A 21730-nucleotide genomic window follows, 5' to 3' on the forward strand; every position below is an offset into this window, starting at 1 on the left:
CGGCCGTCGCGATGCGGCTATGCTCGCCCAACAGTTGCAAATGATTCTCCATTCGGTGTGCTGAATTTACCGCTTACGGTCAATTTGCTTCTCGACCGCGACAAGCCCTTCCGATAGTCCGATTCCGGTAGCCGTAGGCAAACACCAACACCGGTACAGGCGACGTGCAGCCTCGACCTCCTCCAGTTCGCATACCACTGGCGAAATGTGCAAAAAATCGAAGCCACATCGGCATCGCGTCATGTTTAGCCGCGTGGTCATGATCGGCTTATCACACTGCGGACAGACATCAAGCAATTGAACAGCATGCATGGGACATGCCGTCATCCATGTCAGGCGATGTGCGGCAAGCATGGATCCGCTCTCAAGGATGCACAGAGGACAAATTCGCTCCCGCTCACGAACAAGGAGGTGCCTAGCCTCAATCATATGATGACCAATCGCATAACCGAATGCGGCCCCTCGTGCTCGCCCACCGACTTCGACCGGGCACATCGATCTTATGGTCGATTGCCCGATCCCGCAAACACGAGACAATTCCGCAACCTCGGCGGAAACCAACGGACCGAACGCAACGCAACCGGCTTCACGCAGCAATGCTCCAACGCTTCTCAGGCCGTTGGCATCCACCAAGCGCATAAGCACCGACGACAACGACTCGTCAGGATAGGGTTCGACGCGAAGCGCAAGCGGTAGCCGTAACATCGCATTCGTCGGCCTGACGGAACACGACACCCAACTTCGATTTCCCATATCGGACTCCAGATCGATGCAGTGCTCGTTCCTAGCGGTAAGCGCCTGTCTGCATGCTCAGCAGCGTCCGGGCCTCCAGTTCCTCTCCTTCGACGGTATCGAGATATGTTGCCGGCTTCTTCCACCCGAGTGACGGAACCTCTTCGTGTAACCACGTACACAACCACTTTTTCGCATCAAATCCTGCCGGCTCGCCTGACTCGTCACCCATTTTCCGCACAAGATTCACGAGCCTGTTCCAAACCGGTTCAGGCAAGTGCTCGACCATGCATTCGGATCGCCATGTGTCGCAACGGCACGTTTTCATGATGTTCACCTCACCCAGATTCGAAGTCCCACGTCGGAACCCGTGGCGATCCGATTCGAATCGGATCGCCACGGTTTATTGAGAACACCGCTTCACACGGTCTGCACCACTTGGCCTCCTATTGCGTCGACCAATGCACGATGGAGGAACGCGAACGGTGGCTCCGGCAACTCCGTGAACAAACGCATAGAGATGTGCTCAACGCTTCGGGCCGAACTCAGGATCGCCCCCGACCGAGGTCGGTATCGCCGTTCCGCGTCGACCAGTTCCTTGAATCCCCGAGGCCAGTCCGACATGATCCGTCCGATTTTTTGCATGCGCGGCGTCAGTTCGGAAATGGCCTTCGAGCGCAGCCCCTTGTCTGTCGACCCGCTCGTTGCACCACTGACACGATATAAAAACGAAAGCACACGCAGCAACTCCCCAAGGTCAAGCGCGGCGAAATCCGGTGGGACGCCTGGCGGACAGTCCGGCACATCATGCTCAAAACTCATGCGCCAGCGTCGATCGATGAGCCGAGTGATCATCAGATCGTCCGTCTTCGCGGGTTGACATGCAGCCGACCCGAGATCCGTCCCGCACTGACAACGCGCCACGCCCGGCCGCGTGGACGACACTTCGCGTCGACAACCCGGACAGCGATCGAGCAGCTGGACGCCGTGGACAGCACAGCACGTCGCGAATACGTAAGCATTCACACCCAGCACGTGTTGATGCTCAGCGATACACAGCGGACATATGCGCTCGTTGGCGCCGACAAGGATTGCATCGGGTTCGACCCAGTGGCCATACAAGCTGATCTTCGCGTGCTTCGTCCCGCTACGGTCAATCGCGCCCACGGTCAACGGTGTCATCGCCCGGACCAATTTCGGGGAGAGCCGGCAAACACGGGCAAGCGCATCGACCTCCGAGGCAAAGCGCGGCCGAGCAGCAGCCACGCCGGCGCGGCGCAGGACCATCCCCGGTCCACCCAACCCGTTGATCTCGGCAACGCGATGCAGCAACGACGAAAGCGACTCTCCGCGATGCGGAGCAACGCCAAGGAGAAGAGGGGTCGTCATTGCACGTCCTCCGCAAACGGTTCACCCGGTTGGTCAAGCGGAACGCCATTAAACTTCGAATCGAAGGGATCGCGAGAAGGCGGTGCATCCTTCCAGATATGAACGCGAAACGCCGCGGCAAAATCGTTCAGCGTGACACTTTTCCCACCGCGTCGCTCGGCAACCTGGTAAGCACCGTTCAACAACTTGCACATGTAGTCCACCAGTCCTGCAGTTGCGTAGTACAACTTCATCACGACACGCTTGTCGACAATATCGGTCATCGGCAATGGCATATCTTTGGCGAGCGCCTGCATCACGCCAATGAACGTTTTGGCGCCTTCGTTGGTGTTCACATTGAACGGACGCATCTCCGTCACGCGAGAAAACCGGCGCCGCAATTGCCCATTGACCCGCAGCACACCCAGCAGCGACGGCAGCCCCGCGAGCACAACAGCAGCTGGGAGCCGGTCCAGCAGCACCTTCAACCAGTTCGCAACCTGTCTCAGCGAACGGCGATCGCCCTCGACGAAGTGCTGAAACTCGTCGAGCATGATGATCTCCACGCCACAGCCGTGTACCAGTTTGACAATCTGCTCTGTCAGGCGCGCACTCGATTGACCAGCTTGCGCAATTTCACCCAAGGCAATCAACATAGCTTCAGCCAACGATCTGACAGTCGGTACTGCAGGCACGATGACATAGAGAACCGGCACGTGCCGGCGCAACACCTCCTCTCGCACCGGGAATTGGGCACGATAGCATTCGAGCACGGTCGATTTTCCGGCTCCGGACGCCCCGATCGTCGCCAGACACCCTGCTTCACCGGATTCCCGCAGCCATTGATGGATCTCCTCGATGCTCTTGAGCGCAACAACGAAATCGGGATGTTCGACGATGCTTTTACGGACATTAAATCGTTTCATGATGATCTCCTTACCGTTCGGTACGCTTCGTAACTGAAAATTCAGGAACGCTGTCGAATCTGACGATCATGGGATCCACTTGGTCCGGCTGGACGGAGTCGTCAACTGCGTTCCCGCCGGCGGTTCCAAGCAAAAGATCCTTGCTCGACTTCCCCTTGATCTGCGCAACCCATTTGCGCTTCTTGAGTTTCTGATCAAGCTCCGCCTTGGCAATGTCGTCTGCGAGACGGATACGCGCTTTTCGAAGCGAGACAGGGTTGATATCGATACTGCTGTCTCGCATGGCGCCGGTGACTTCGTTGTGCATCCATCTGGTCAAATCCTTCGTGTAATCTGGATCGGTGCAATCAACGCGAAGGTATTCCTTCTGCCTTGGGTCGTAGACGTAGACAAAGCTGGTCTGCTCGTTGAAATACCGAACCTTGACTTTTTCGTCGCCCGAGATGCTGTGACGAAGCAGTTGCAACGCACTGGAGTTGTACGACAGGTGATCAAACGTCACGCCACTGTTCGTGATCGGACGCATGATGGTGTCCGAGAACGCGACGGAAAGCTGATCGGGATCGGCCGGCATGTAGATAGGGGTCAGCCGCGCACTTTCCCGCCATGCCTGAAACGGTGTCTTGCCCTTCAAGCCACGATGTGGCGCGTGCTGGTAACACTCCACAATCCAGCGCACGACAAACACCGTTAGCTGTTCGAGGGTCACACACGCAAGCTTCTCGGACGGGTACTCTCCACGATCTTTGGTATTCGACCAAGTCGTTCCCGGAATCAAATGGAAGAGTTGTTCTGCTATCGTGCGCATAAACCGCTCCACACGGCCTTTGAACCATGGTGCACGGCTCGGGCAGTACGCGAGTGAAATCCCCAACTCGTCGCAGCCAGCTCGTGTGGCGCCGCCGTGGAATTCCCACGCGTTGTCACCGAAGATCATCTCGGCTACACCTCGCGCCAACCATTCAAGATGCCCCAGGCCTAATCGGTTCAGTAAATCGCGCTTGCTGAGCATGGCCATTTGCATTGCCCATCCGACCTCCTCCTGACCAGGTGAGCGCGCCCCGATATGAAACCCCATCACCATGCGAGTGTGCGCGTCAATGATGAGCGTCAGTACGGGACGGACGATGACCATACGGGTGCGCTCACAGACGCACAGCAAGTTCACCGGCGTGTGGTCAATCTCCCACCGCTCGTTGAGTCGTTTTGTCTTGAGCCGACGGAACACCGGTCGATACTGCTTAAGTGCTTCGATGCGGCCCTCCCGGGCCGCGGTGACGAGATAGCTGTTCAGTTTCCCGACATGACGGTAAAGCGTCGCTCTACTAATCGTAGGTAACGGATTTTCCAGGTCACGTTCGTTATGAGCGTCAATGGCATCCTCTACTTGATCGTACAATCTCGCCACGTTCAGTTTCTGGCCATTGAGATAGTGCGTTTCGATGACATCTTCCACCAGCGTGAGCAGAGGACCATCGAGGATTTCGCGTCGTCCCTTGTTTTCATGGCGCGGCACCACGTCCATGGCATCACGTGACGGTTGGTAGCGTTTTCTCCACCGGCAGAAGGATCGATAGGTTGGCGGTATCGTTGCACCGACCTCACACGCCACCCGGTTGATGACGGTCTCGACTTCGCGCACGCGCGAGCACTTCGCCTCCTCCACGGCTCTTAGGTAGACGAGTCGCGCACGCATCACGACAAGATCTTCTTCTTTGAAGGTGGTGACATCACGTCGAGCAACAACAATCGGTGACGCAGCCGTCTCACGTAGCGATTCGATACTGACGGACCATGTCCCATTACCGTGGCGTGCCCATATTTCAGTTTCGTGCAGGCGTATTGGCGAGCTGTAGTCGGAGCTGAGCTCGATTCGACCGTCGGGCAGCGCAGTCTGAACGCGCCAGACATACTCGCCCTCACGGAACTCGACGCCACGCTTAAGCAAAAATTTTTGCATGACGCACCTCCGAAGGAGCGACGTAAATGGCTGCGTCGGAGGTCAGCGGCACATCGAGATCGATACCCGCGGCGCCATTGGCGATCCAGGTCAACGCAACGTCGCGCGAACGGGCCAGATGCACGAGGTTTCGGAAAGTTTTCGGATACTTCTTTTCAACGAGCCACTGTGCTTCCCGGATCCGTTCGGGCGAAATTCGCCCCAGCCACGACCGCAAGAGCCGCAGAGTCTCGTGACGGGTGCCGGAGATGTAGGTACGTTCATCCCAAATGAAGAGGGCGTGTCCATGCTCCGCAAGGACGGCTCTCGCACGCGCCACGCGTGCCTGCACTGAAGGCTTCTGCAAATCCTTTGCTGGCTTGGCTTCGACGAAGACAGTCGAACTGTCGCGCCGCACAATCTCGTAATCCGGCGTGTACCGGAAAAGCTGGCCGGCCTCACGGAGAACAAATGTTCTATCTTGAGCGCTACGAAAGCGCAGTACCTCAGGGCTGAACTCGAGCAAGAGGGTCGTCGCCTCTTCCGCCAGGGAATACCAAGGCATCGAGCAAGCGTTTTTGACAGAGGGCGTGAAACCTCGAAAATTTCCGCCACTGCGGGTATCGTACGAAGGCATGATGATGTCTCCTGCGCCCTTTCGGGCACGTGGATGTGGGGACGCGAGTCCGAATGGACGAGCGCCGGCCGCGCGGATGTCATTTCCACGCAACGAGGAGACGAGTTGGACCTTGACGCCGAAGAGGAGGGAGCTATACTGAAGTTGTTCAGGCCTCAGCATTGCCCCCGCTCATCCGGGTCGAAAGAACCAATCCGTCGTAAAGGGTTGGTTTTTTCTTTTCTGTCGAATAGGCAGTATTCCTAATTCAATAAGTTGATGGGGAAAGACATTTTCCGGATGACGCTACCGATCCAGCCTCGTCACCAGTTCATCAAGCAAGGTGACTTCGTCACTGTTCAGACGTGTCGACGCTCGCACCAGGCGATTGACCAGACGCAACGTATCTGAGTGCAGGTCGTCGGGCAGCCGCAGTTTCTTTTGCGAGTCCAGAGCGGCCTCGAGCAATGAAGCAACATCGGCATCGGTCATGCCGAGTACCGCGGCAATCCGCTCAATTTGTTCGCTCGATGGCGGCGGCTTAACCGCACGCTCAAGCTTCCAGACATATTGGATCGCGACCCCAAGCTCCCTGGCCACGTTCGTCTGACTGAGACCAGCTCGCTTTCGGTAGTACACCAATGCGTTTGAGAATGGAGTCATCGCCTTGCGCCTACACGTTTCCTATCTCGCAATGTATGTGGTGACCCTGCCGGCGGACAAGTAATTTTTTCTTTTTCTGCGTGACAAAAAAGGCCGAAGAACCCTCATGTGAATCAAAAAAATAGGGGGACACGTTATGAAACCGCTGAAAAGGAGAAGAAAATAATTTCCCTTTTTGTACAAGTCCCGGCTCGTACGTTTCCCGAGTAGGGTCAATTCATTCGTCAAACTTCTGAACGGAGTGCTGGGCGAAATCGAGGCAAATTGATCAATAGGTGTTCAAGCGGCATGCATATTTTCGGTGATGGATGTGCCATGCCTTGCGACCAACGACCAACCGTTGCGTGAAAGTTACACAAACAGTGCAAGTTCCAACTGCATCATTGATCCACGGTCGCCAAGTGTGACCGACGTCAGGCATCGGCGTGACGAGATTATTTTTTTCGCAAAGAAAGAAGATTGCTGGGTGGAGGACCTTCAAGTCTGCTCGGCGTGCGCTAGAGGCTACGCACTCCAACCTCCTCGAAACGCCGCGTCCTTACTAGAGCCAAATGTCCTCAGTGACGATCATTCTCCCAATCGCGGGGCACTCACGCTATGCTTCATGATTGACAAGTACGCGGGCCATGTAACCATCATGGCGAGGGCACGATTAGAAGCACATTAGAAATATCAATTACAAAATGAATTTAAGAGAACTTGTCGCTGATCGAAGGACCTCGATTGAGAGCGGCGCAGTAGACGCGAGGCTCTTTTCACGTAATCTAAGACACCTCAGAGGCTACAGTTTCTGGGACGGTCAGGAGGGAACACCTCGCCTTTGGGAACATCAACAAGCGGCCATTGCAACTGTGGTTGCATACCTTTGTGGAGAAAAGACGATCCCTGAGCATCCTGAACACCAGGAGGCGGCACTCCTCAAGTTGCCTACGGGCACCGGCAAGTCGGGGATCATTGCCGTGATTTCTCGCTGCTTACCGCGTGTCCGACGCGTTCTTGTGCTCACACCCCGTACCGCGCTGACAGAGCAGCTCATGTCGGACATCTGCTATCGATTCTGGAAATATCTGGGCTATGAGGTAAACGACACCGATCCTTTTGTCGCAAACGCTGAAACCATGGGCAAAGAGTTAGAGGGCGCATTTGTTGAACATTTACTGCCCATCAACGTCGACATGATTCTGCGAAGCCTTCGGGACGGCGGCACAGATAGGGTGATTTTGGTCGGTACCCATCAAGCACTGGGCGATATTCGAAAGCGAGCGTTCAATCCCGCCGCTGACGATTCCGCAAACTGCCAAACCCTCCTGGATCACATTGGCGAGAACTTCGACCTAGTAATCGTTGACGAAGGCCACTACGAGCCCGCGATCGCGTGGTCACGTGGAGTACGGGACTTCAATCTCGCAACAGTGCTCCTGAGTGCCACGCCGTATCGCAATGACTACAAGTCATTCCGCGTGCGCGGGCGATATCTCTTTAATCTTCCGTATCAACAGGCAGTCGATGACCGGATTATCCGCTCAGCTGAAGTTATCGTTCCCGAAGTGGATCCGGTAGATGGGCATGAACCAGCCATTGCTCAATTCGTCGATATATTGCATCGAGAACTGCCGGCTCGACTGACGAGATCGGCACGCTGGTTCCGCGATGACGAGCAACCAAAGGTGATGGTACGCGGAGACGATCTCGAGACTCTCTACCTCCTCCAGTCGGAGGTAGACCGCGTTTTCGACACGCAGTCCGTTCTCATTCATGATCGGGCGAAAAGTACGCCGGATAATCCGCTCCGCTTCACAAGCGTTTCCGCTGCGCGACGCGCACAACCAACCGCCACATTCTGGATACATCAGAACAAACTTATGGAGGGAATTGATGATCCAACATTCGTTGCCGTTGGCATTTTTGACCTCATGAGCAATGCCAGACAGCTGGTACAACAGATCGGACGGACAACACGCTACGCAAGAGGCGGCCATCGCGAACGCCAAACTGCATGGATCCTTGGCTCACCCGCGAACGCTTTCCGTATTCGCGATGCGTGGGAGCGCTACAAGCGGTACGAGGACTATGCGGCACGAAATACCGGCTACATGGTCTCAAACGAAGTCACGTTACCTGATCGTCTGTTGGAGTATATGGCCGAGTACCAGTACATCGATGGGGAATTCCGAGGTCGCTTTGAGTTCGAGCGGCCACTGGCCGCGAGTGATGTCCAACTTCCACGAACTGCGACGATTCTACGGACTGTTGAACCTCTGCCCAGCATTCACAATCTAGGTATCCTGATTGAGGACGCCATTGCGGACCGGGACCGGTTCAAAATTGTGCCAATTGCAGACCTGCCGGAGAACACGATTGGGTTTAGCTACTATGCGTGGCGCAATTCGCCCTATCTCGTCGATCGCTTCTTCTCGGAATGGACACTCGGGATATTCGTCGCAGTTCAACAGGATGAGTTCGTGTGCATGCACGACACAGAGGGACTGGTCGTCGATGTGGCGAACCTGAAACTGCGACGCGCCTCACGGGCTGTCCTGGAAAAGGCATTCCCCGAGCAAGACGGTGAGGATACTTCCCGCGTTTCGCGCATGTCCTTCTCCTCCCTCGACATGTCTCAGCACGCGATTCGAGGCATGGCGCTACGTACGCGCTCCTTCGCCGATGTCTTCACCGACCTTCTCGATCCCTCCCTCGTACCAGCGACAGCTGCCGGATTTGTCAACGGTAACGCACGCTACGTCGGCTTTGCACGAGCGCGACTAAGGGATGCATCGGAATCCCATGTTCCAATTTCCGATTACATTGCCTGGACTTCCGAGATCATCGCGGAGCTACGCGCCCCAAATCGCGCACGTAATCATATCTTTGGTCGTTATGCGGTTGTCGTTGAAGACGTCAATGCCGCCGACGCACAACCCGTTTCGATTCTTCTGGACCCGTCTCTGGATGAGATACGTGACGACGATCAGGGCGTCACGGCCTTTGTGCTCCACGAGGACGTCGACTATTTCGACCTTTGCTCTGACGTCGATCCCGACAACGGAGCGTTTATTATCACCATTGGAGATGAAGAGGTTCCATGTGCAGTGGAATATATTCCTGCAACGGGCAAATACCATCTTTCCAGCGATCGGCTGAATCAGAAATTCCCGCCAGCGGAACGAGGTGAGCGACGCCAACGTCAAACACTCACTCAGCGCTTGAACCAGCGCCAAGCGTTTCGGATTCTTACACGACGCACCGGAGTGGTTTATTCGGAAGGTAGTTTTTATGAACCTCGGATGCGCTGGTGCCTCGAGGACGGCAGCAAGCCGGTTCTCGACTATGTCTACGAATCCCTCGCACTCGAACCGGTAGACTCCGAAAAGGGAGAAGAATATTTTCCAGTAGATCGGCGAGATTGGTATCGGAAATCCGTGTTCGGCCTGTTCTCAGCAACCTGTGATGGTCAACTCGGCGCAAACGATATCGAAGAGGACGATCTGACCAGAGCAATTGATTCAATACCAATCTGGTTATGCGACGATGATAATCGGGAAGTGGCGGACTTTATCGGACTCGATCTCACTACGAAGAGAATCGTTTTCGTCCATGCCAAGATCGGAGATCAAGGTCCTCGTGGTCGAGGATTCAATGTCGATGGCCTGCAAATCGTTGGTCGTCAGGCACTTGCCAGCCTAGGTTTCATATCTCGGGGGCAGCCGTCGCCGATCTGGACTCCAGAGCGCTGGGAAAATGACGTCCAGGCGAATACGGTAACTCTAACGGGGCGCGACCGTTTGTTTCGCGGAGTGGCGGGAATGACGATCGATCAATTGAATGATGCACTTCACTACGCCAGCAGCAATCCATCGTTCGATAGGGAAATCTGGATCGTTGGTTCAAAGATGGCGCGACGTCAGGCGCTCGCCGATGGTCTTGAGCGGCAGCCACAAGACAATCGATTGCGGCAATTTCTGATGCATTGGGACGCAATGCAAACGGCCTGCGCAAGAGCGAATACTCGACTGAAGTTGTTTTGTTCAAGATGAAGACATTGGCAAGTCGCCAGCCGTGGCGACTGCACGCTCATTGTTGTACTGCTCATTGCTCCCAAGAAACCGGTCTGGTGAAAGACACAGGCCGCGCGTAGCCAAATTAATGTCGCCGCGCTCGCCTCCCGCCTACCAGACCGCACCGCGATGCAACGTCGTGCTCGTCGTCTCATGTAGCCACCTTCGCTTCGCCGAAATTTCCCACATAGATGTTACGGGCGAGGCCGCAGGTAAATTGCATATTCCGTCACCGGCTTGGCGTTACGCTTTCCTTGCGCTTTATATACGTGATTCATCTGGAAAATTTCGACGCTATGAGCAACGTCGTTCAGATGCTTGAGCGTCCCCTTTATAGAAGCCGTGCCGGAATTGGAATAACTCCACAGGCAAGACCACCCATTCGCAAGGCAAGCGTGTAAAACCTTAGCGATTTCCCGCTCGATTAATTCTGGACGGCGTTCGCTGAATGACGATGCAAATCGAACTTTGCTACCGCGCTGAGGCAGCCGCCCCTTTCCGGACACGGAATGCGGTTGGTATTGAACGATCGCTTCCAGCACGTGGTAGTAACGACTGTACTCGTCTCGGGTATAAGGTGGATCGACGTACACGCACACTGGTCGCCGACCTACATTCGGTTTCAGAGCCTGCAGCGCAACCTCCCAAGGTCCAGGCATCACTTCGACAGGATACTTAACGTGCTCACTCTCCTCCGCTAATCTCGTTAGACGAACGAAGAATTCGTGTGACACTGACAATGATCGCTGCTTTAAGGCCTCTGACAAGTCGCCACGTCGCTTACCATCTGGAGCGATATCAAGTTTGGGTTGCGCAAAGTGCCCTCCGTATGTATACGCACAGGCACTCGCTGCGCATACAAGAGCACCAAGCGCCCACCTCCGATCACGCTCCTCAGGCAAATCGTCGATAGCTTGACGCAGGCAATCTAGTTCCGCCCCTTGACGCTCGCCGAAGTAAAGTCCTGCGTAAAGGTGCGACAGAAGACGACCATTGCGCCAAGCGTCTGTCACAGCGTCGATGCCGCCCCGGTGCTCCTGCTCCCAGGCAAGCGTGCGACGCAGAAGGCTCGCGGCAACTGAGTCCTGAACCGTTGGTGACAGCTCCGAATTCAACAACCGGTCCTCTTCATCAATCCGCTCGCGATGCCCATCGGAAAGCGACTCGTAGCGAGATCTCGCACCCCGTATCACAGTCTCCGCAATCACAGTTGCGGTTGAGAGGGTCATTCCTCCGCCTTGAACCAGACCAAGGTATCTACAAAAAATCTGTGCATCCGATGCAATGGTCGGGTAGTGACGCGAAAAAGCGCCCGCCATGGCACCGGAGCCGCACATTAAGTCCACTAACGTGGTTCCGTCTGATGCAACTGCATCCACTACATCCAGTATTTGGCCCGCTAATGCAGCTTTTGAGCCCATGTAATTCGCAGATCTGGCAAATAGCCCGCTACGACTTGCAGCGAGCTGTTGGTGCCGCAACCTGCTCTGGGCCGCGCGTTCCATCAGCGACACATCCAAGGTGTACGCCCGATACTCGCGCAAATCCAGCTCTTGCCATGAGGAGACTTGCTTACAGAGATTACCCGTCTTACTGTCGACCCAAAGCGGCAAAAGCTGCATCCACAACTCTTCCGCCGAAGATCGGACTGCGGTGGCTCCCGCCGTCACACATGTATGGGAACCGAGAGGAGTAACGATTACTGGAGCAAAAAGGTCGTCAGTGAGCTGCGGTTCGGTGCCCCAATCGAACGCAGAGGACGTGAGGTTAGACAGCCGCTCGAACTGACCTTGAGATACCCACATCTGATTGTCCGGTCCCGTGATTGTCGGAAGCATTCCAATCCGCTTCCACTGTGCGTGCGTTGGATCGGACTCGTCAAACAATCGAATTAGCGGCACGGTATCAGTTATCTTTATCAAGTTTCCACCGCAATGACAAGGCCAAAGGGAGAGTCATGCGGATCATTTGCCAAGCGCAGCCCAGTGCCTGGAAGCCGCTCCATGAATAGAGAGGAATTCATTCCCTTGTGAAAATTCATGACCCAAACACCCCCTGGCACTAAATGGCGTGCGACGGATGTCAGCGTCTGATCCATATCGCACGCGTAGTGCATCACATATGCACTCAATACGACTTGAATATCTTGCTTTCCGGAATGAAATTCGTCTTCAGTCATGACAGGAAGACCGGCATTGTGCGCCGCCAGTCGGACCTCTTCACCAATATCGAAGCCTCTAATCGTTGGCACCTGCACTGGCAACGCTGTCCCCAAGATAGTCCCTGGTCCGCATCCGACGTCAAGCAACGTCGCGCATGAGGAACGGTTCCTATGTTCTTGTGCGTGATCAAACAGGAACTCATAACACGCTTTGTTTCTCGCCGGGTCAATCTCAAGTTCGTAGCGATCTCCTAGCCAATTGAAGAACTCTGCAACCAGATGACTGCGTGCGATATCGTCCGACACTGGGGCCATGTAAGTATGCTCGAAAACACGTACCCAGCCAGAGCGTCCGTTACGCCACACGGCACCGGGCGCCGGACAGGTGCAGACTAAAACAGCCAAGCTTGGGGAGCGATACGTCACCGTGACATTCGGCTCACGCAGCAACGTACCAATCAACGCGTCATCGGCTGGAAGAATCAGGCGATCAGCATTAGTCACTGGACAAATCCACAATTCGTTTAGCAATTCGACGATGGACACCGTCGACACGCATGTGCAGACTCAAAGCGACATACGTGAGTTGCCCCATTCGAAGTTGGGTTGGCGTTGGCGCACCCGTAGGCACGCCCTCCGCCAAGAGCGATTGGGCGAGCTGAATCGAACCGTACAAACTGTAGGGCAAGCCAATGAAGGCTTCCACAGTGCGCCATACAAACACCCAGTCAACAATATTCTCCTCGGCCTCATCGCCGACTCTGGGTGAGGCCCATACCGAAACAAGACCTTCCGGCGAAGGTGAACCATCAGGCCTGGGGGCATGTGGCACAACCAGCAACGCGCGACGCGTAGAACGATGTTGAGCACCCGTGCTGTAGCAGGATTCAAGCTCCCGTCTAAACGCCTCTACCTGCCCACCTTCCGCCAAGATTTTCCCAATACGACTCTGAGGTCCGATCAACACCTCGGAGGCATAGCGTCTCAGATCCCCGCCCTCGTCACGAAGATAGGCGGGGATCGGGTCTTGCTGAGGAGCCTCGAGCACGAGCTTAAACGCGATCAGTTCTTTCAGTGTCTGAAATGCATCATCTGCCGACCGTCGAATCGCTGCCCGGCGAAGTACGTCTATGATGACCGGATACGCCTGTGCCGCGGTACGGCATCGAACTCCATCGATCGACTCGAGCGATTGCGATTCCAGCATCTTGCGCGCCAAGACGTCCAATGTCGGATTAGCTTCTCCTGCTTGATAAGACTCCTCCGCGATCTCCACTGGAGCATTCTCGTAGAGTGACTCGACCAGTTCCTCCGCAGTCTTCACGATTTTGAGATTCTGCGTCAGTACAGGCCTCAGAACGCGAACCTCGTCGGACGTGATATCAGCAAGTGAAGCGATTTCATCAATAGACCAATCGATTTCCTGCTTCAAACGACGAACTGTTTCGCTACTATCACATGCTCTTCCCCACCCGAAGATGTACAAGGCACCACCACCGCGTGCTGCCGACTGACATACTTGTGCTACCGCCACCTGCCAGAAATCCGGCAGACCCCCGCCTGAATTCGGCCGGTCGTCGATCACAACGACATGAGAAAGTAAGTCTCGCGGCAATACATCTCCACCCTCAAAGGTGGGTCGGTCTGACAGACCGACCTGCAATCCAATCAAGGGTATTGATCCGCGCTCGCGTTCACGAGTTAAGATTTCTACCTGTTCGACGCTCTCACAACCATCAAGGCTGCCACCCCACTTCACATTGCCGTCAACCAATACTTGTGCGCGAGAGCCGTCAGACGTAAATGCAACGCGCAAATCGTTGGGCAGCGTCTGATTGGTAAAATATTGAGCACGCAGAACTCCGCTTGCAACTGCAAGTGCCAATGCAATTTGAGGCACCGCTTCCGCGGGTTGCTCCTTCAGCAAGCTACCCATTGAGCATGTCGCGGTCGTCTCGATATCAAGCCACCTACGCAGATGTTCTACTGCGTCGTCCAGAGTCGTCGCACCATCCGCCTTGTGATTCTGCGCGGCCAGCTCCACCATCCCCAATCTCGGATCAGGGAATGTAGGACGGGACAGGCACGCTCGGCGTCGAACCAATACAGTGCCAAAGCGAGCAAAATTACGTGCAGTCGTGCTTACACCTGGAACGCCAACGACGCTGGCAATAGAAAGTCGTCCACGACGCTTAGCCTTGTCACGATTCTCGCTGTTCGACTCCTTGACCGGTGCAGTGTCTTCACCGTCGATCACCGGTGATTTTGTCGCCTCTTCTGCCTGACCGATTGTCTGCTCGATATGCTCGAACGTCACCTCGTCATGCAGGAACTGCAGCCCAAGAGTCAAGTCGATATTATGAGAGCGACCGTCATCACCTTGAAATGCGTGTTGTTGGATTCGCTGGCGGAGATCGTAGAGCGCCTTCATCATGGGAAGCAGGCCCACGTCAGGCAAGATCAGGTAGTACTCGTCACCGCTCGGGTGAAATGGCAACCCTCCATGACGCAAGCAAAGATCGTGCAGTTCACGGTTGACCATGCGAATTGCTTCATCGCCTTTATCATGGCCTGCTTGGTCGTTCAGGTTTTTGAACTTGTCCAGATCAGCAAACAGAATCGCGATGGATCCCTTGTCGGGTGACAATTCCCTCAAGCGCTCCACTGACTTCGGCAGACGAACGCGCACAGACTCCCGTTTCCAAGCCAGGCCTCCGGCAGGTCGCATATCCTCGCCCCACAGTGCCTTCGCTAGATCCTTCAGTCGTGGAAGGATCTCTTGCTCTTCCGCCGTCTCAGGAAAGCGATCACCGAATACCGTGAACTTCACATCGGCACTTAGCGCACCCTTCTGCAATACATGGGAAGGCACATCGTCTCCAATCGCCCCCCAAACGTATTTCTGGTCGAGTTGTTCGATTTGCACCCTAAGCCGGCGTGCAAACATTGATCCCGCAATCTCATCAAGGCGATGCGTCACCTCCTGAGGCGAAAGAAACTGCCAGTTAGTCTCCTCGATCAGCTGCTCTAGGCCGGCCTTCGCTTCACTGCTAGTCATTCCCATGTCGCGTTATTTTCCCCGTTAATAATCTGCGAGCCTGGGTGACCAGTTGAAGTGCTTCGATCACACCGTTCGTAGATGGATATGTTGTTTGAAAACGACTAGACGATTGCGCTTGAGTAGACGCATTCGCGACACAAACGCTCACACCAACAGCCTGAAGCAGTTCGACATCGTTGTCGTTATCGCCTATTGCCATGACATGACTTGGAGGAATCCGCAAATAACCCAGGAGGGACTCCAAGCCTACCGCCTTGCTCGACCCGAAAGGCCGCACCTCAATATAGCGTGATCCACTGACTGTCGGCGAAATGCCCGGAATGTGCTCGAGCGCAGCCGCGAGTTGCGTCCGCACGGTAGCGTCCTCCGACCAAAGCAATGCCGCAACGCAATTGGAGTCTAACGGCACTGACTCCATCAGAGATACCGGAAGCCCGTTGAATTCCCGCTCGGGGGGATTACCTTGCCCAACGAATGTTGCCCATTCGCCGTCCAACCGGCCGGCGAGATCCGCATGCAACCAATACAGTAGGGCACTCCCCCCTACGCTTGTTACCACGGCCGTCAGCGCGTCAATCGACTCAGTACTCAGAACGCGTTGCGCCAACAGTACACCAGCGGCCGTCATCACGACGCTACCGTTGTAGAGAATGACCGGAGTGTCTTTATGTCGAGATACTGCTTCGATTGCTGGCCGAGCCCCGGCAAGCGCCCGGCCAGTAGCAAGCGTCAGCGGAACGCCACGGGATTTCAGACGATTCACTAAGTGAGATCGCTTACCCCACTCGGTTTTGGTCGGCAGGTCATCGGAACTTGTTAGCAGCGTGCCGTCCAGGTCGAGCACGACGAGTTCGACCTGAGCAAAGGGCTTGAGGTCCTGAACATCAGACAGGGCGTTTGGTAGGAGAGCCGGTCGGCCGATCGACGATGAACACATGATGCCTAGAGCGCCGTTTCCGGCTTGTTGTGGTGTAGCCCAATGCGTTGACCTCATATTCTGTCATCGTACCCCGCGCACTAAGACAGGCTCTGAGATCGGGCAAAGGGATAAAAGCGTCCTCGCAATACTGCACGACAACGCGCTTCCAGCCAACTTCACCCAACAATTTCTGCAGGTAATCGAGTCTCATTGCTTGCCGGAACTGAGTACTCTCCACACCAATTTTTTGGGGTAGCCCTGCGAGGCTGTCTGGGTTTGTTCGGGGCCGGCTCAGCTGCGCTAAAGATTCTGGCAGATGATAGTAACGGGCATAGTCTCGATCGTTGTACGGGGGATCGAGGTAAAGCAGGTCGAAGTTGCGGCCTCGTAAGGTTTCCAACGCATCGCCACGGAGGGCCTGTCCAGGGGGAAAACCCGACGGTATCGGCAAGAATGAAAGGGTGAAGGGGCGCAAAGCCTTGCGATCCCACTGTTTGAGGTAGGCATAGTAGGTGCCGGCCGTGTTGGCGCACGCATCCATCGCGTCAACAAATGAGGAGACTAGGTGTGCGCGTTCCGAGGTCGATAGCCACCCGTTCTCATTCCATCGGCACATCTCGTCCCAAACACCTGCAATGCGAATCGCGTTTTCCACGGTGAAAAACATTCTCTGTCTGGCAAACTCGTTGACGATCCATGACCGTGTGTTGCGCTGTTGAACCAAATGGTCAAGGACTGCTTCTCGCGAGCCGAGATTCAAATTGCGACGGACATGCAAATATCTTGGCACACTCGAGCAAACCACCCGGGTATGTTGGAAAGCATGCGGCATCGACAAAATATCGCAAGTAGTAACGCGAACATTGCGCCGCCGCAGTGCAGCACCAATAGTTCCAAGCCCCCCGAAAGCATCGGCCGCCGTCTGGATTGGCATTCCATCAAGGGCCAGACCGATTACCGCCTCGAGCGTCGAGGATTTCGAGCCAAAATAGCGCACAGAATCGCCCCTCTCTATGATGACGCGTACGGCTCAACGTGTACGCCAATCTGATCAGCAAATGTGTCTCGCATCCAGTTCAATAGCAACGCACGCTCCACATCCGGCAGACCAACTATTTTTGCGCGGAGCCGGTCCTGCTTACGCCGAATACGTTGTCGATCACGGTACGATTTGCCCACCCATTGCAGATCTGCAGGAACGGTTGGCGGATCGTAATTGAGCCAAACGCGTTCCTCTCGCGCGCAGCCGTGGCTCCCCATGTTGAATGAGAGCTCACGCCAATCACGAAGACGCTCGCTGTAGAGATCACTACCATACCCCGAGATCATTACGCGGCATGGAACGTTGACGAGCACATCAAGCAAAGCTTCATGATCCAACGACGTGTACTCGTGACGGTAGATAGTCGGGCGGCGACGCGTAGCAGGTAGATACGGAGGGTCCAAATAGAGGAACTCGGTTCCTTTAAACTCAAAAGTCCGCAAAAACTCTAACGCGTCATGTTGAACAAGGCGCAAGTTCGGAACTTCGTCGCCGCGCCACTGGGCCATCACCTCCGGATCCGACTCAATGCCGATGCTTACGGATGCGGGAAGCTTGTTCCGTAGCACGGCTCCCATGCCGAGATACGCTTCGATGTACGTCTCGTGATCCGGAATGAGATTGATCAAGCGACGAAATAATTGGCCTTTGCCACCGGGATATGTCATGCAAGTAGCATCGTCGGAATTGACGATGGTGTCAAGTGGCCTACATGCTCCCCTACTTTGGACTTGACGCAGCCCGAACGCAGTCGCGTTAAACGCAGAACCAGCACGGGGACGTTAGCATCTGAAAATGAAACTATTTTGGTTACCATTCCCCGCGTCTAGACCTTTGTCCCCTCTCCACTCGGTCGATTTCCTGCATCGCGTGCAAGTGCGTGGCTTACTTCGCAAGCTCGGCCGCTGGCCAACATCTAGCGGATGGTCGTCATGTGAGCAGGCACAAGGTTGTGGCTGTGCTCATGGAGAAGAATCTGCTGGAGGCGTAAAATTCCAACAATGCAAAATAAAAAGTCAATTTATTTGCATGTTTTTCAAAATCAAGGTTCAATAAGCCTTATTTTCAGATTTACGCGTCAAATATTCAAAGACAACATATTGAGACTGCGGACATCTTTTCTGAGAGACAACAACAGTTAGCCAGGCGAGCGAACCTCACCTCCTCCCCCGTACCGGCATTCGTCAAACCAACTGTACCGGTACTGTACAGAAAACCGTCGCTAAACTGATCTCCATTCCAGCCTAGAATTGAACGGAGAATCCGCGATGGAATTCCTGACCCTCAGCGCATTGCCTGCCGGCATGCTGTTCGCACTCGTCACGTCGATCACCCCCGGCCCGAACAACACGATGCTGCTCGCGTCCGGCGTCAACTTCGGTTTCCGCCGCACGATGCCGCACCTGTTCGGCATCAGCATCGGCGTCGCGATCCTGATGCTGTGCGTCGGCTTCGGCCTCGGCGAGGCGTTCAAGCGCCTGCCGTTGCTGTACACGATCCTCGAAACCGCAAGCGTCGTGTACCTGCTGTACCTCGCGTGGCGCATCGGCACGTCGGGCGAAGTGAAGGCGCACGGCGCCAAGCCGCGGCCGATGACGTTCGTCGAAGCCGCCGCGTTCCAGTGGGTCAACCCGAAGGCGTGGATGATGGTGCTGACCGCCGCGACGACGGTCCGCCTGTCCGCCGACTACGGGATGAACGCCGCGTGGATGTCCGTCGTGTTCATCCTGATCGGCTTCCCGTGCATCTGCCTGTGGGCCGCGTTCGGCCTCGGCCTGCGCCGCTTCCTGTCGAATCCGCGCGCGCTGCGCATCTTCAACGTGACGATGGCCGTGCTGCTGATCCTGTCGCTGTACCCGCTCGTCGCGCATCTGCTGCCGCAGTAAGCGCTCACAAGCGCGCCCGTTGAGCTTCACGTGATGCAGGCGTACCCTTTCGGTACGGGCGCGTGCAACCGCTTCGGCGGTTGCACCGCTGCTCTGCATGGAGGTTGCTGATGAAGCCAATGCTGAGAGCGGGCGAGCACATCGAAGGCATGCACTGGATCGCCGAGTATCACCCGCTCACGCACGACATCCGCGTGCTGCGCGAGAACATCGAAGTCGGCACTTACTGCGCGCCGCCGACGCTGTTCGGCGACGAGGAAGGGATGGGCGCCGCGAACCTCGCCGATCATCGCGGCCGGGAAGCCGCGCTGCGCGCGTATCTGCGCAACTTCGTCAAGGAACACGACGCGGAAGAATAGCGGCCCGAACGACGCCGCTCACAACGGACCGGTGCAGCGCACCGGCCCGCACGTCGCTCAATGCCCGAGCGACTCGATCTTGCCTGCCGGCTGCGCGACGCCATGCGGCCGCGCCATCTGCTTGATCAGCAATGCGATGCACGCGAGCACGCCCGCGACGGCGATCGTCGCGAACACGCCAGCGAACGTGAAGTGCCGGCGCGTCAGTTCGGCAACGAGGAACGACCCCGCGATCCCGCCGAAGCGGCCGACGCCGAGCATCCACGCGACGCCCGTGCCGCGCCCTTCGGTCGGATAGAACGCGGCGGCCAGCGCCGGCATCGACGATTGCGCGGTATTCATCAGCACGCCGGCCACGAACACGACCAGCACGAGCAGCCCGACGTTGCCGGCCGCCTGCCCGATCGCATACACGCTCACCGCCGTCAGCGCGTAGCACACGGCGATCACGCGGTTCGCGTTGAAGCGATCCATCAGCACGCCGCACAACACCGCGCCCACGCCGCCGAGCGGGAACAGCGCCGAGATCAGCGTCGCGCTCTTCGGCGTCAGCCCCGCATCCTTCAGCAGGATCGGCATCCAGTTGATCGACGCGTAGAAGATCACGAGGCCCATGAAGTACGCGAGCCACAGCATCACCGAGCCGACGATGTACGAGCGCGACAGCACGACGCCGAGGCCCTTGCTGCCGGTCTGCGGCGCGGCTTCGGTCATCGCGAACGAGCCGGCGTTCAGCGCGTCGCGCGAGATGCGCGCGAGCGTGGCGCGGATCTTGTCGACCTGCTGGCCGCTCGCGACCATGAACCGTACCGATTCCGGCATCTTCAGCAGCAACAGCACGCCGAGCAGCAGCGGCGTCACGCCGCCGAGCATCAGCACGCTGCGCCAGCCGAAATGCGGAATCATCCACGCGGCCAGGAAACCGCCGAACGCGGCGCCGAGCGGGAAGCCGCAGAACATCAGGTTGATAACGGTCGCACGGCGCTTGTCCGGGCAGAACTCGCCCATCATCGTGACCGCGTTCGGCATGGCCGCGCCGAGCCCGACGCCGGTGATGAAGCGCAGGATCGTCAGGTGTCCGATGGTGTTCGAGAAGGCGGACATCAGGCATGCGACGCCGAACAGGAACACCGAGCCGAGCAGCAGCGAACGGCGGCCGAGCCGGTCGGACAGCGGGCCCGACACGAGCGCGCCGCACGCGAGGCCGAACAGCGCGGCGCTGAGTACCGGCGCGAGATCGGGCTTGGTCAGGTTCCATTCGCCGAGCAGCGACGGCGCGATGAAGCCGATCGCGGCCGTATCGAAGCCGTCGAGCAGCACGATCACGAAACACATGAGGAACACGAGCCATTGAAAGCCGCCGAACGGCTGCTCGTTGATGAAGGTCTGGACGTCGACCACGGGTGTGCGATTCATCGCTAGTCTCCTTGTCGGCCGAAACGGGCGCTTCAGCGCGGGTTCCGGTCGTATCCAACATTGATATATGCAACAAGCGCGGCCTCGTGGCCGCGCCTTTCCTTCGTTCACGCACCGATTCGCTGCCGGCGCGCTCGTTCATCGTCAACCGCCCGCCAGTATCAGCGGGCCGCGCGATCGGATCACCGCCGGCGCTTAACCGGCCGCATCCTGTTCCTTGAAAATCTTGTCCGCGAGATGGAACGCGGAATTCGCAGCCGGCACGCCGCAATAGATCGCGGTTTGCAGCAGTACTTCCTTGATCTCGTCGCGCGTCACGCCGTTGTTGCGCGCGGCACGCAGGTGCAGCGCCAGTTCCTCGCCACGGTTCAGCGCGACCATCATCGCGATGGTCAGCAGGCTGCGCGTATGGCGCGGCAGGCCGTCGCGCGTCCAGATCTCGCCCCATGCATAGCGCGTGATCAGGTTCTGGAATTCATCGGTCACTTCGGTGCGGTTCTCGATCGAACGGTCGACGTGCGCGTCGCCAAGCACCGCGCGGCGCACCTTCATCCCTGCTTCGTAACGTTCCTGGTCGTCCATCGCCA

General features: G+C 56.6%; 17 protein-coding genes. 3 read left to right on the forward strand and 14 right to left on the reverse strand.

What is annotated here, in order from left to right; genetic code table 11:
• Nucleotides 1–66: 66 nt before the first annotated feature.
• The 6 genes from DIE03_RS39120 to DIE03_RS35340 all read right to left on the reverse strand — a co-directional run bounded on the left by DIE03_RS39120 (nucleotide 67) and on the right by DIE03_RS35340 (nucleotide 6244).
• Nucleotides 67–753 (reverse strand): TniQ family protein, encoded by a 687-nt coding sequence (locus DIE03_RS39120; protein ID WP_124456726.1) that lies wholly within the window; start codon nucleotides 751–753, stop codon nucleotides 67–69.
• 399 nt (nucleotides 754–1152) lie between these two features.
• The gene (locus tag DIE03_RS35320; protein ID WP_124456728.1) at nucleotides 1153–2121 is read right to left on the reverse strand and encodes a TniQ family protein; all 969 of its coding nucleotides are present in this window, start codon (nucleotides 2119–2121) and stop codon (nucleotides 1153–1155) included.
• On the reverse strand, nucleotides 2118–3026 hold the full coding sequence (locus DIE03_RS35325; protein WP_124456729.1) for a TniB family NTP-binding protein: 909 nt from the start codon (nucleotides 3024–3026) through the stop codon (nucleotides 2118–2120). The genes DIE03_RS35320 and DIE03_RS35325 overlap by 4 nt, the downstream gene beginning before the upstream one ends.
• Nucleotides 3027–3036: 10 nt before the next feature.
• On the reverse strand, nucleotides 3037–4986 hold the full coding sequence (locus DIE03_RS35330) for a Mu transposase C-terminal domain-containing protein (RefSeq protein WP_124456730.1): 1950 nt from the start codon (nucleotides 4984–4986) through the stop codon (nucleotides 3037–3039).
• Nucleotides 4967–5602, reverse strand: coding sequence for a hypothetical protein (locus DIE03_RS38915; RefSeq protein WP_260435000.1), 636 nt, complete (start codon nucleotides 5600–5602; stop codon nucleotides 4967–4969). Before DIE03_RS38915 ends, DIE03_RS35330 begins: the two co-directional genes overlap by 20 nt.
• Nucleotides 5603–5887: 285 nt before the next feature.
• The gene (locus DIE03_RS35340; RefSeq protein ID WP_124456731.1) at nucleotides 5888–6244 is read right to left on the reverse strand and encodes a helix-turn-helix domain-containing protein; all 357 of its coding nucleotides are present in this window, start codon (nucleotides 6242–6244) and stop codon (nucleotides 5888–5890) included.
• Between the two features lie 683 nt (nucleotides 6245–6927).
• On the opposite strand from DIE03_RS35340, the gene DIE03_RS35345 reads away from it, so the two are divergent.
• Entirely contained in the window at nucleotides 6928–10278 is a 3351-nt protein-coding gene (locus DIE03_RS35345; RefSeq protein WP_124456732.1) for a DEAD/DEAH box helicase, read from the forward strand.
• 215 nt (nucleotides 10279–10493) lie between these two features.
• Here the strand turns inward: DIE03_RS35345 and DIE03_RS35350 are convergent, their stop codons facing one another.
• From DIE03_RS35350 to DIE03_RS35375, 6 genes are all read right to left on the reverse strand, one after another.
• Nucleotides 10494–12104, reverse strand: coding sequence for a DNA adenine methylase (locus tag DIE03_RS35350; RefSeq protein ID WP_185658293.1), 1611 nt, complete (start codon nucleotides 12102–12104; stop codon nucleotides 10494–10496).
• A 113-nt stretch (nucleotides 12105–12217) separates the two neighbouring features.
• Complete coding sequence (locus DIE03_RS35355; protein ID WP_185658294.1) at nucleotides 12218–12964, reverse strand: class I SAM-dependent methyltransferase; 747 nt, start codon at nucleotides 12962–12964, stop codon at nucleotides 12218–12220.
• Nucleotides 12957–15518 (reverse strand): diguanylate cyclase, encoded by a 2562-nt coding sequence (locus tag DIE03_RS35360; protein ID WP_185658295.1) that lies wholly within the window; start codon nucleotides 15516–15518, stop codon nucleotides 12957–12959. The genes DIE03_RS35355 and DIE03_RS35360 overlap by 8 nt, the downstream gene beginning before the upstream one ends.
• Nucleotides 15511–16365: an HAD hydrolase family protein gene (locus DIE03_RS35365; protein ID WP_185658296.1), complete on the reverse strand. Its 855-nt coding sequence runs from the start codon at nucleotides 16363–16365 to the stop codon at nucleotides 15511–15513. The genes DIE03_RS35360 and DIE03_RS35365 overlap by 8 nt, the downstream gene beginning before the upstream one ends.
• 40 nt (nucleotides 16366–16405) lie before the next feature.
• Nucleotides 16406–17437, reverse strand: a complete 1032-nt coding sequence (locus tag DIE03_RS35370) for a DNA adenine methylase (RefSeq protein WP_185658297.1) — start codon at nucleotides 17435–17437, stop codon at nucleotides 16406–16408.
• Between the two features lie 14 nt (nucleotides 17438–17451).
• Complete coding sequence (locus DIE03_RS35375) at nucleotides 17452–18150, reverse strand: DNA adenine methylase (protein ID WP_124456738.1); 699 nt, start codon at nucleotides 18148–18150, stop codon at nucleotides 17452–17454.
• Between the two features lie 600 nt (nucleotides 18151–18750).
• Here DIE03_RS35375 and DIE03_RS35380 point away from each other — a divergent pair.
• Nucleotides 18751–19368, forward strand: coding sequence for a LysE family translocator (locus DIE03_RS35380; protein ID WP_124456739.1), 618 nt, complete (start codon nucleotides 18751–18753; stop codon nucleotides 19366–19368).
• Between the two features lie 110 nt (nucleotides 19369–19478).
• Nucleotides 19479–19727, forward strand: a complete 249-nt coding sequence (locus tag DIE03_RS35385) for a hypothetical protein (protein WP_124456740.1) — start codon at nucleotides 19479–19481, stop codon at nucleotides 19725–19727.
• Between the two features lie 57 nt (nucleotides 19728–19784).
• Here the strand turns inward: DIE03_RS35385 and DIE03_RS35390 are convergent, their stop codons facing one another.
• Nucleotides 19785–21143 (reverse strand): MFS transporter, encoded by a 1359-nt coding sequence (locus tag DIE03_RS35390; RefSeq protein WP_124456741.1) that lies wholly within the window; start codon nucleotides 21141–21143, stop codon nucleotides 19785–19787.
• A 195-nt stretch (nucleotides 21144–21338) separates the two neighbouring features.
• Nucleotides 21339–21725 (reverse strand): 4-carboxymuconolactone decarboxylase, encoded by a 387-nt coding sequence (pcaC, locus tag DIE03_RS35395; RefSeq protein ID WP_006480129.1) that lies wholly within the window; start codon nucleotides 21723–21725, stop codon nucleotides 21339–21341.
• Between the last annotated feature and the right edge of the window lie 5 nt (nucleotides 21726–21730).

The organism is Burkholderia sp. Bp8992 (assembly GCF_003853705.1).
GTDB lineage: Bacteria > Pseudomonadota > Gammaproteobacteria > Burkholderiales > Burkholderiaceae > Burkholderia.

What these genes read in the sequence shown, in the direction of transcription:
- DIE03_RS39120 (WP_124456726.1), bottom strand. Translation starts at nt 753, where the DNA reads ATGGGAAATCGAAGTTGGGTGTCGTGTTCCGTCAGGCCGACGAATGCG.
- DIE03_RS35320 (WP_124456728.1), bottom strand. Translation starts at nt 2,121, where the DNA reads ATGACGACCCCTCTTCTCCTTGGCGTTGCTCCGCATCGCGGAGAGTCG.
- DIE03_RS35325 (WP_124456729.1), bottom strand. Translation starts at nt 3,026, where the DNA reads ATGAAACGATTTAATGTCCGTAAAAGCATCGTCGAACATCCCGATTTC.
- DIE03_RS35330 (WP_124456730.1), bottom strand. Translation starts at nt 4,986, where the DNA reads ATGCAAAAATTTTTGCTTAAGCGTGGCGTCGAGTTCCGTGAGGGCGAG.
- DIE03_RS38915 (WP_260435000.1), bottom strand. Translation starts at nt 5,602, where the DNA reads ATGCCTTCGTACGATACCCGCAGTGGCGGAAATTTTCGAGGTTTCACG.
- DIE03_RS35340 (WP_124456731.1), bottom strand. Translation starts at nt 6,244, where the DNA reads ATGACTCCATTCTCAAACGCATTGGTGTACTACCGAAAGCGAGCTGGT.
- DIE03_RS35345 (WP_124456732.1), top strand. Translation starts at nt 6,928, where the DNA reads ATGAATTTAAGAGAACTTGTCGCTGATCGAAGGACCTCGATTGAGAGC.
- DIE03_RS35350 (WP_185658293.1), bottom strand. Translation starts at nt 12,104, where the DNA reads ATGTGGGTATCTCAAGGTCAGTTCGAGCGGCTGTCTAACCTCACGTCC.
- DIE03_RS35360 (WP_185658295.1), bottom strand. Translation starts at nt 15,518, where the DNA reads ATGACTAGCAGTGAAGCGAAGGCCGGCCTAGAGCAGCTGATCGAGGAG.
- DIE03_RS35375 (WP_124456738.1), bottom strand. Translation starts at nt 18,150, where the DNA reads ATGACATATCCCGGTGGCAAAGGCCAATTATTTCGTCGCTTGATCAAT.
- DIE03_RS35380 (WP_124456739.1), top strand. Translation starts at nt 18,751, where the DNA reads ATGGAATTCCTGACCCTCAGCGCATTGCCTGCCGGCATGCTGTTCGCA.
- DIE03_RS35385 (WP_124456740.1), top strand. Translation starts at nt 19,479, where the DNA reads ATGAAGCCAATGCTGAGAGCGGGCGAGCACATCGAAGGCATGCACTGG.
- DIE03_RS35390 (WP_124456741.1), bottom strand. Translation starts at nt 21,143, where the DNA reads ATGAATCGCACACCCGTGGTCGACGTCCAGACCTTCATCAACGAGCAG.
- pcaC (WP_006480129.1), bottom strand. Translation starts at nt 21,725, where the DNA reads ATGGACGACCAGGAACGTTACGAAGCAGGGATGAAGGTGCGCCGCGCG.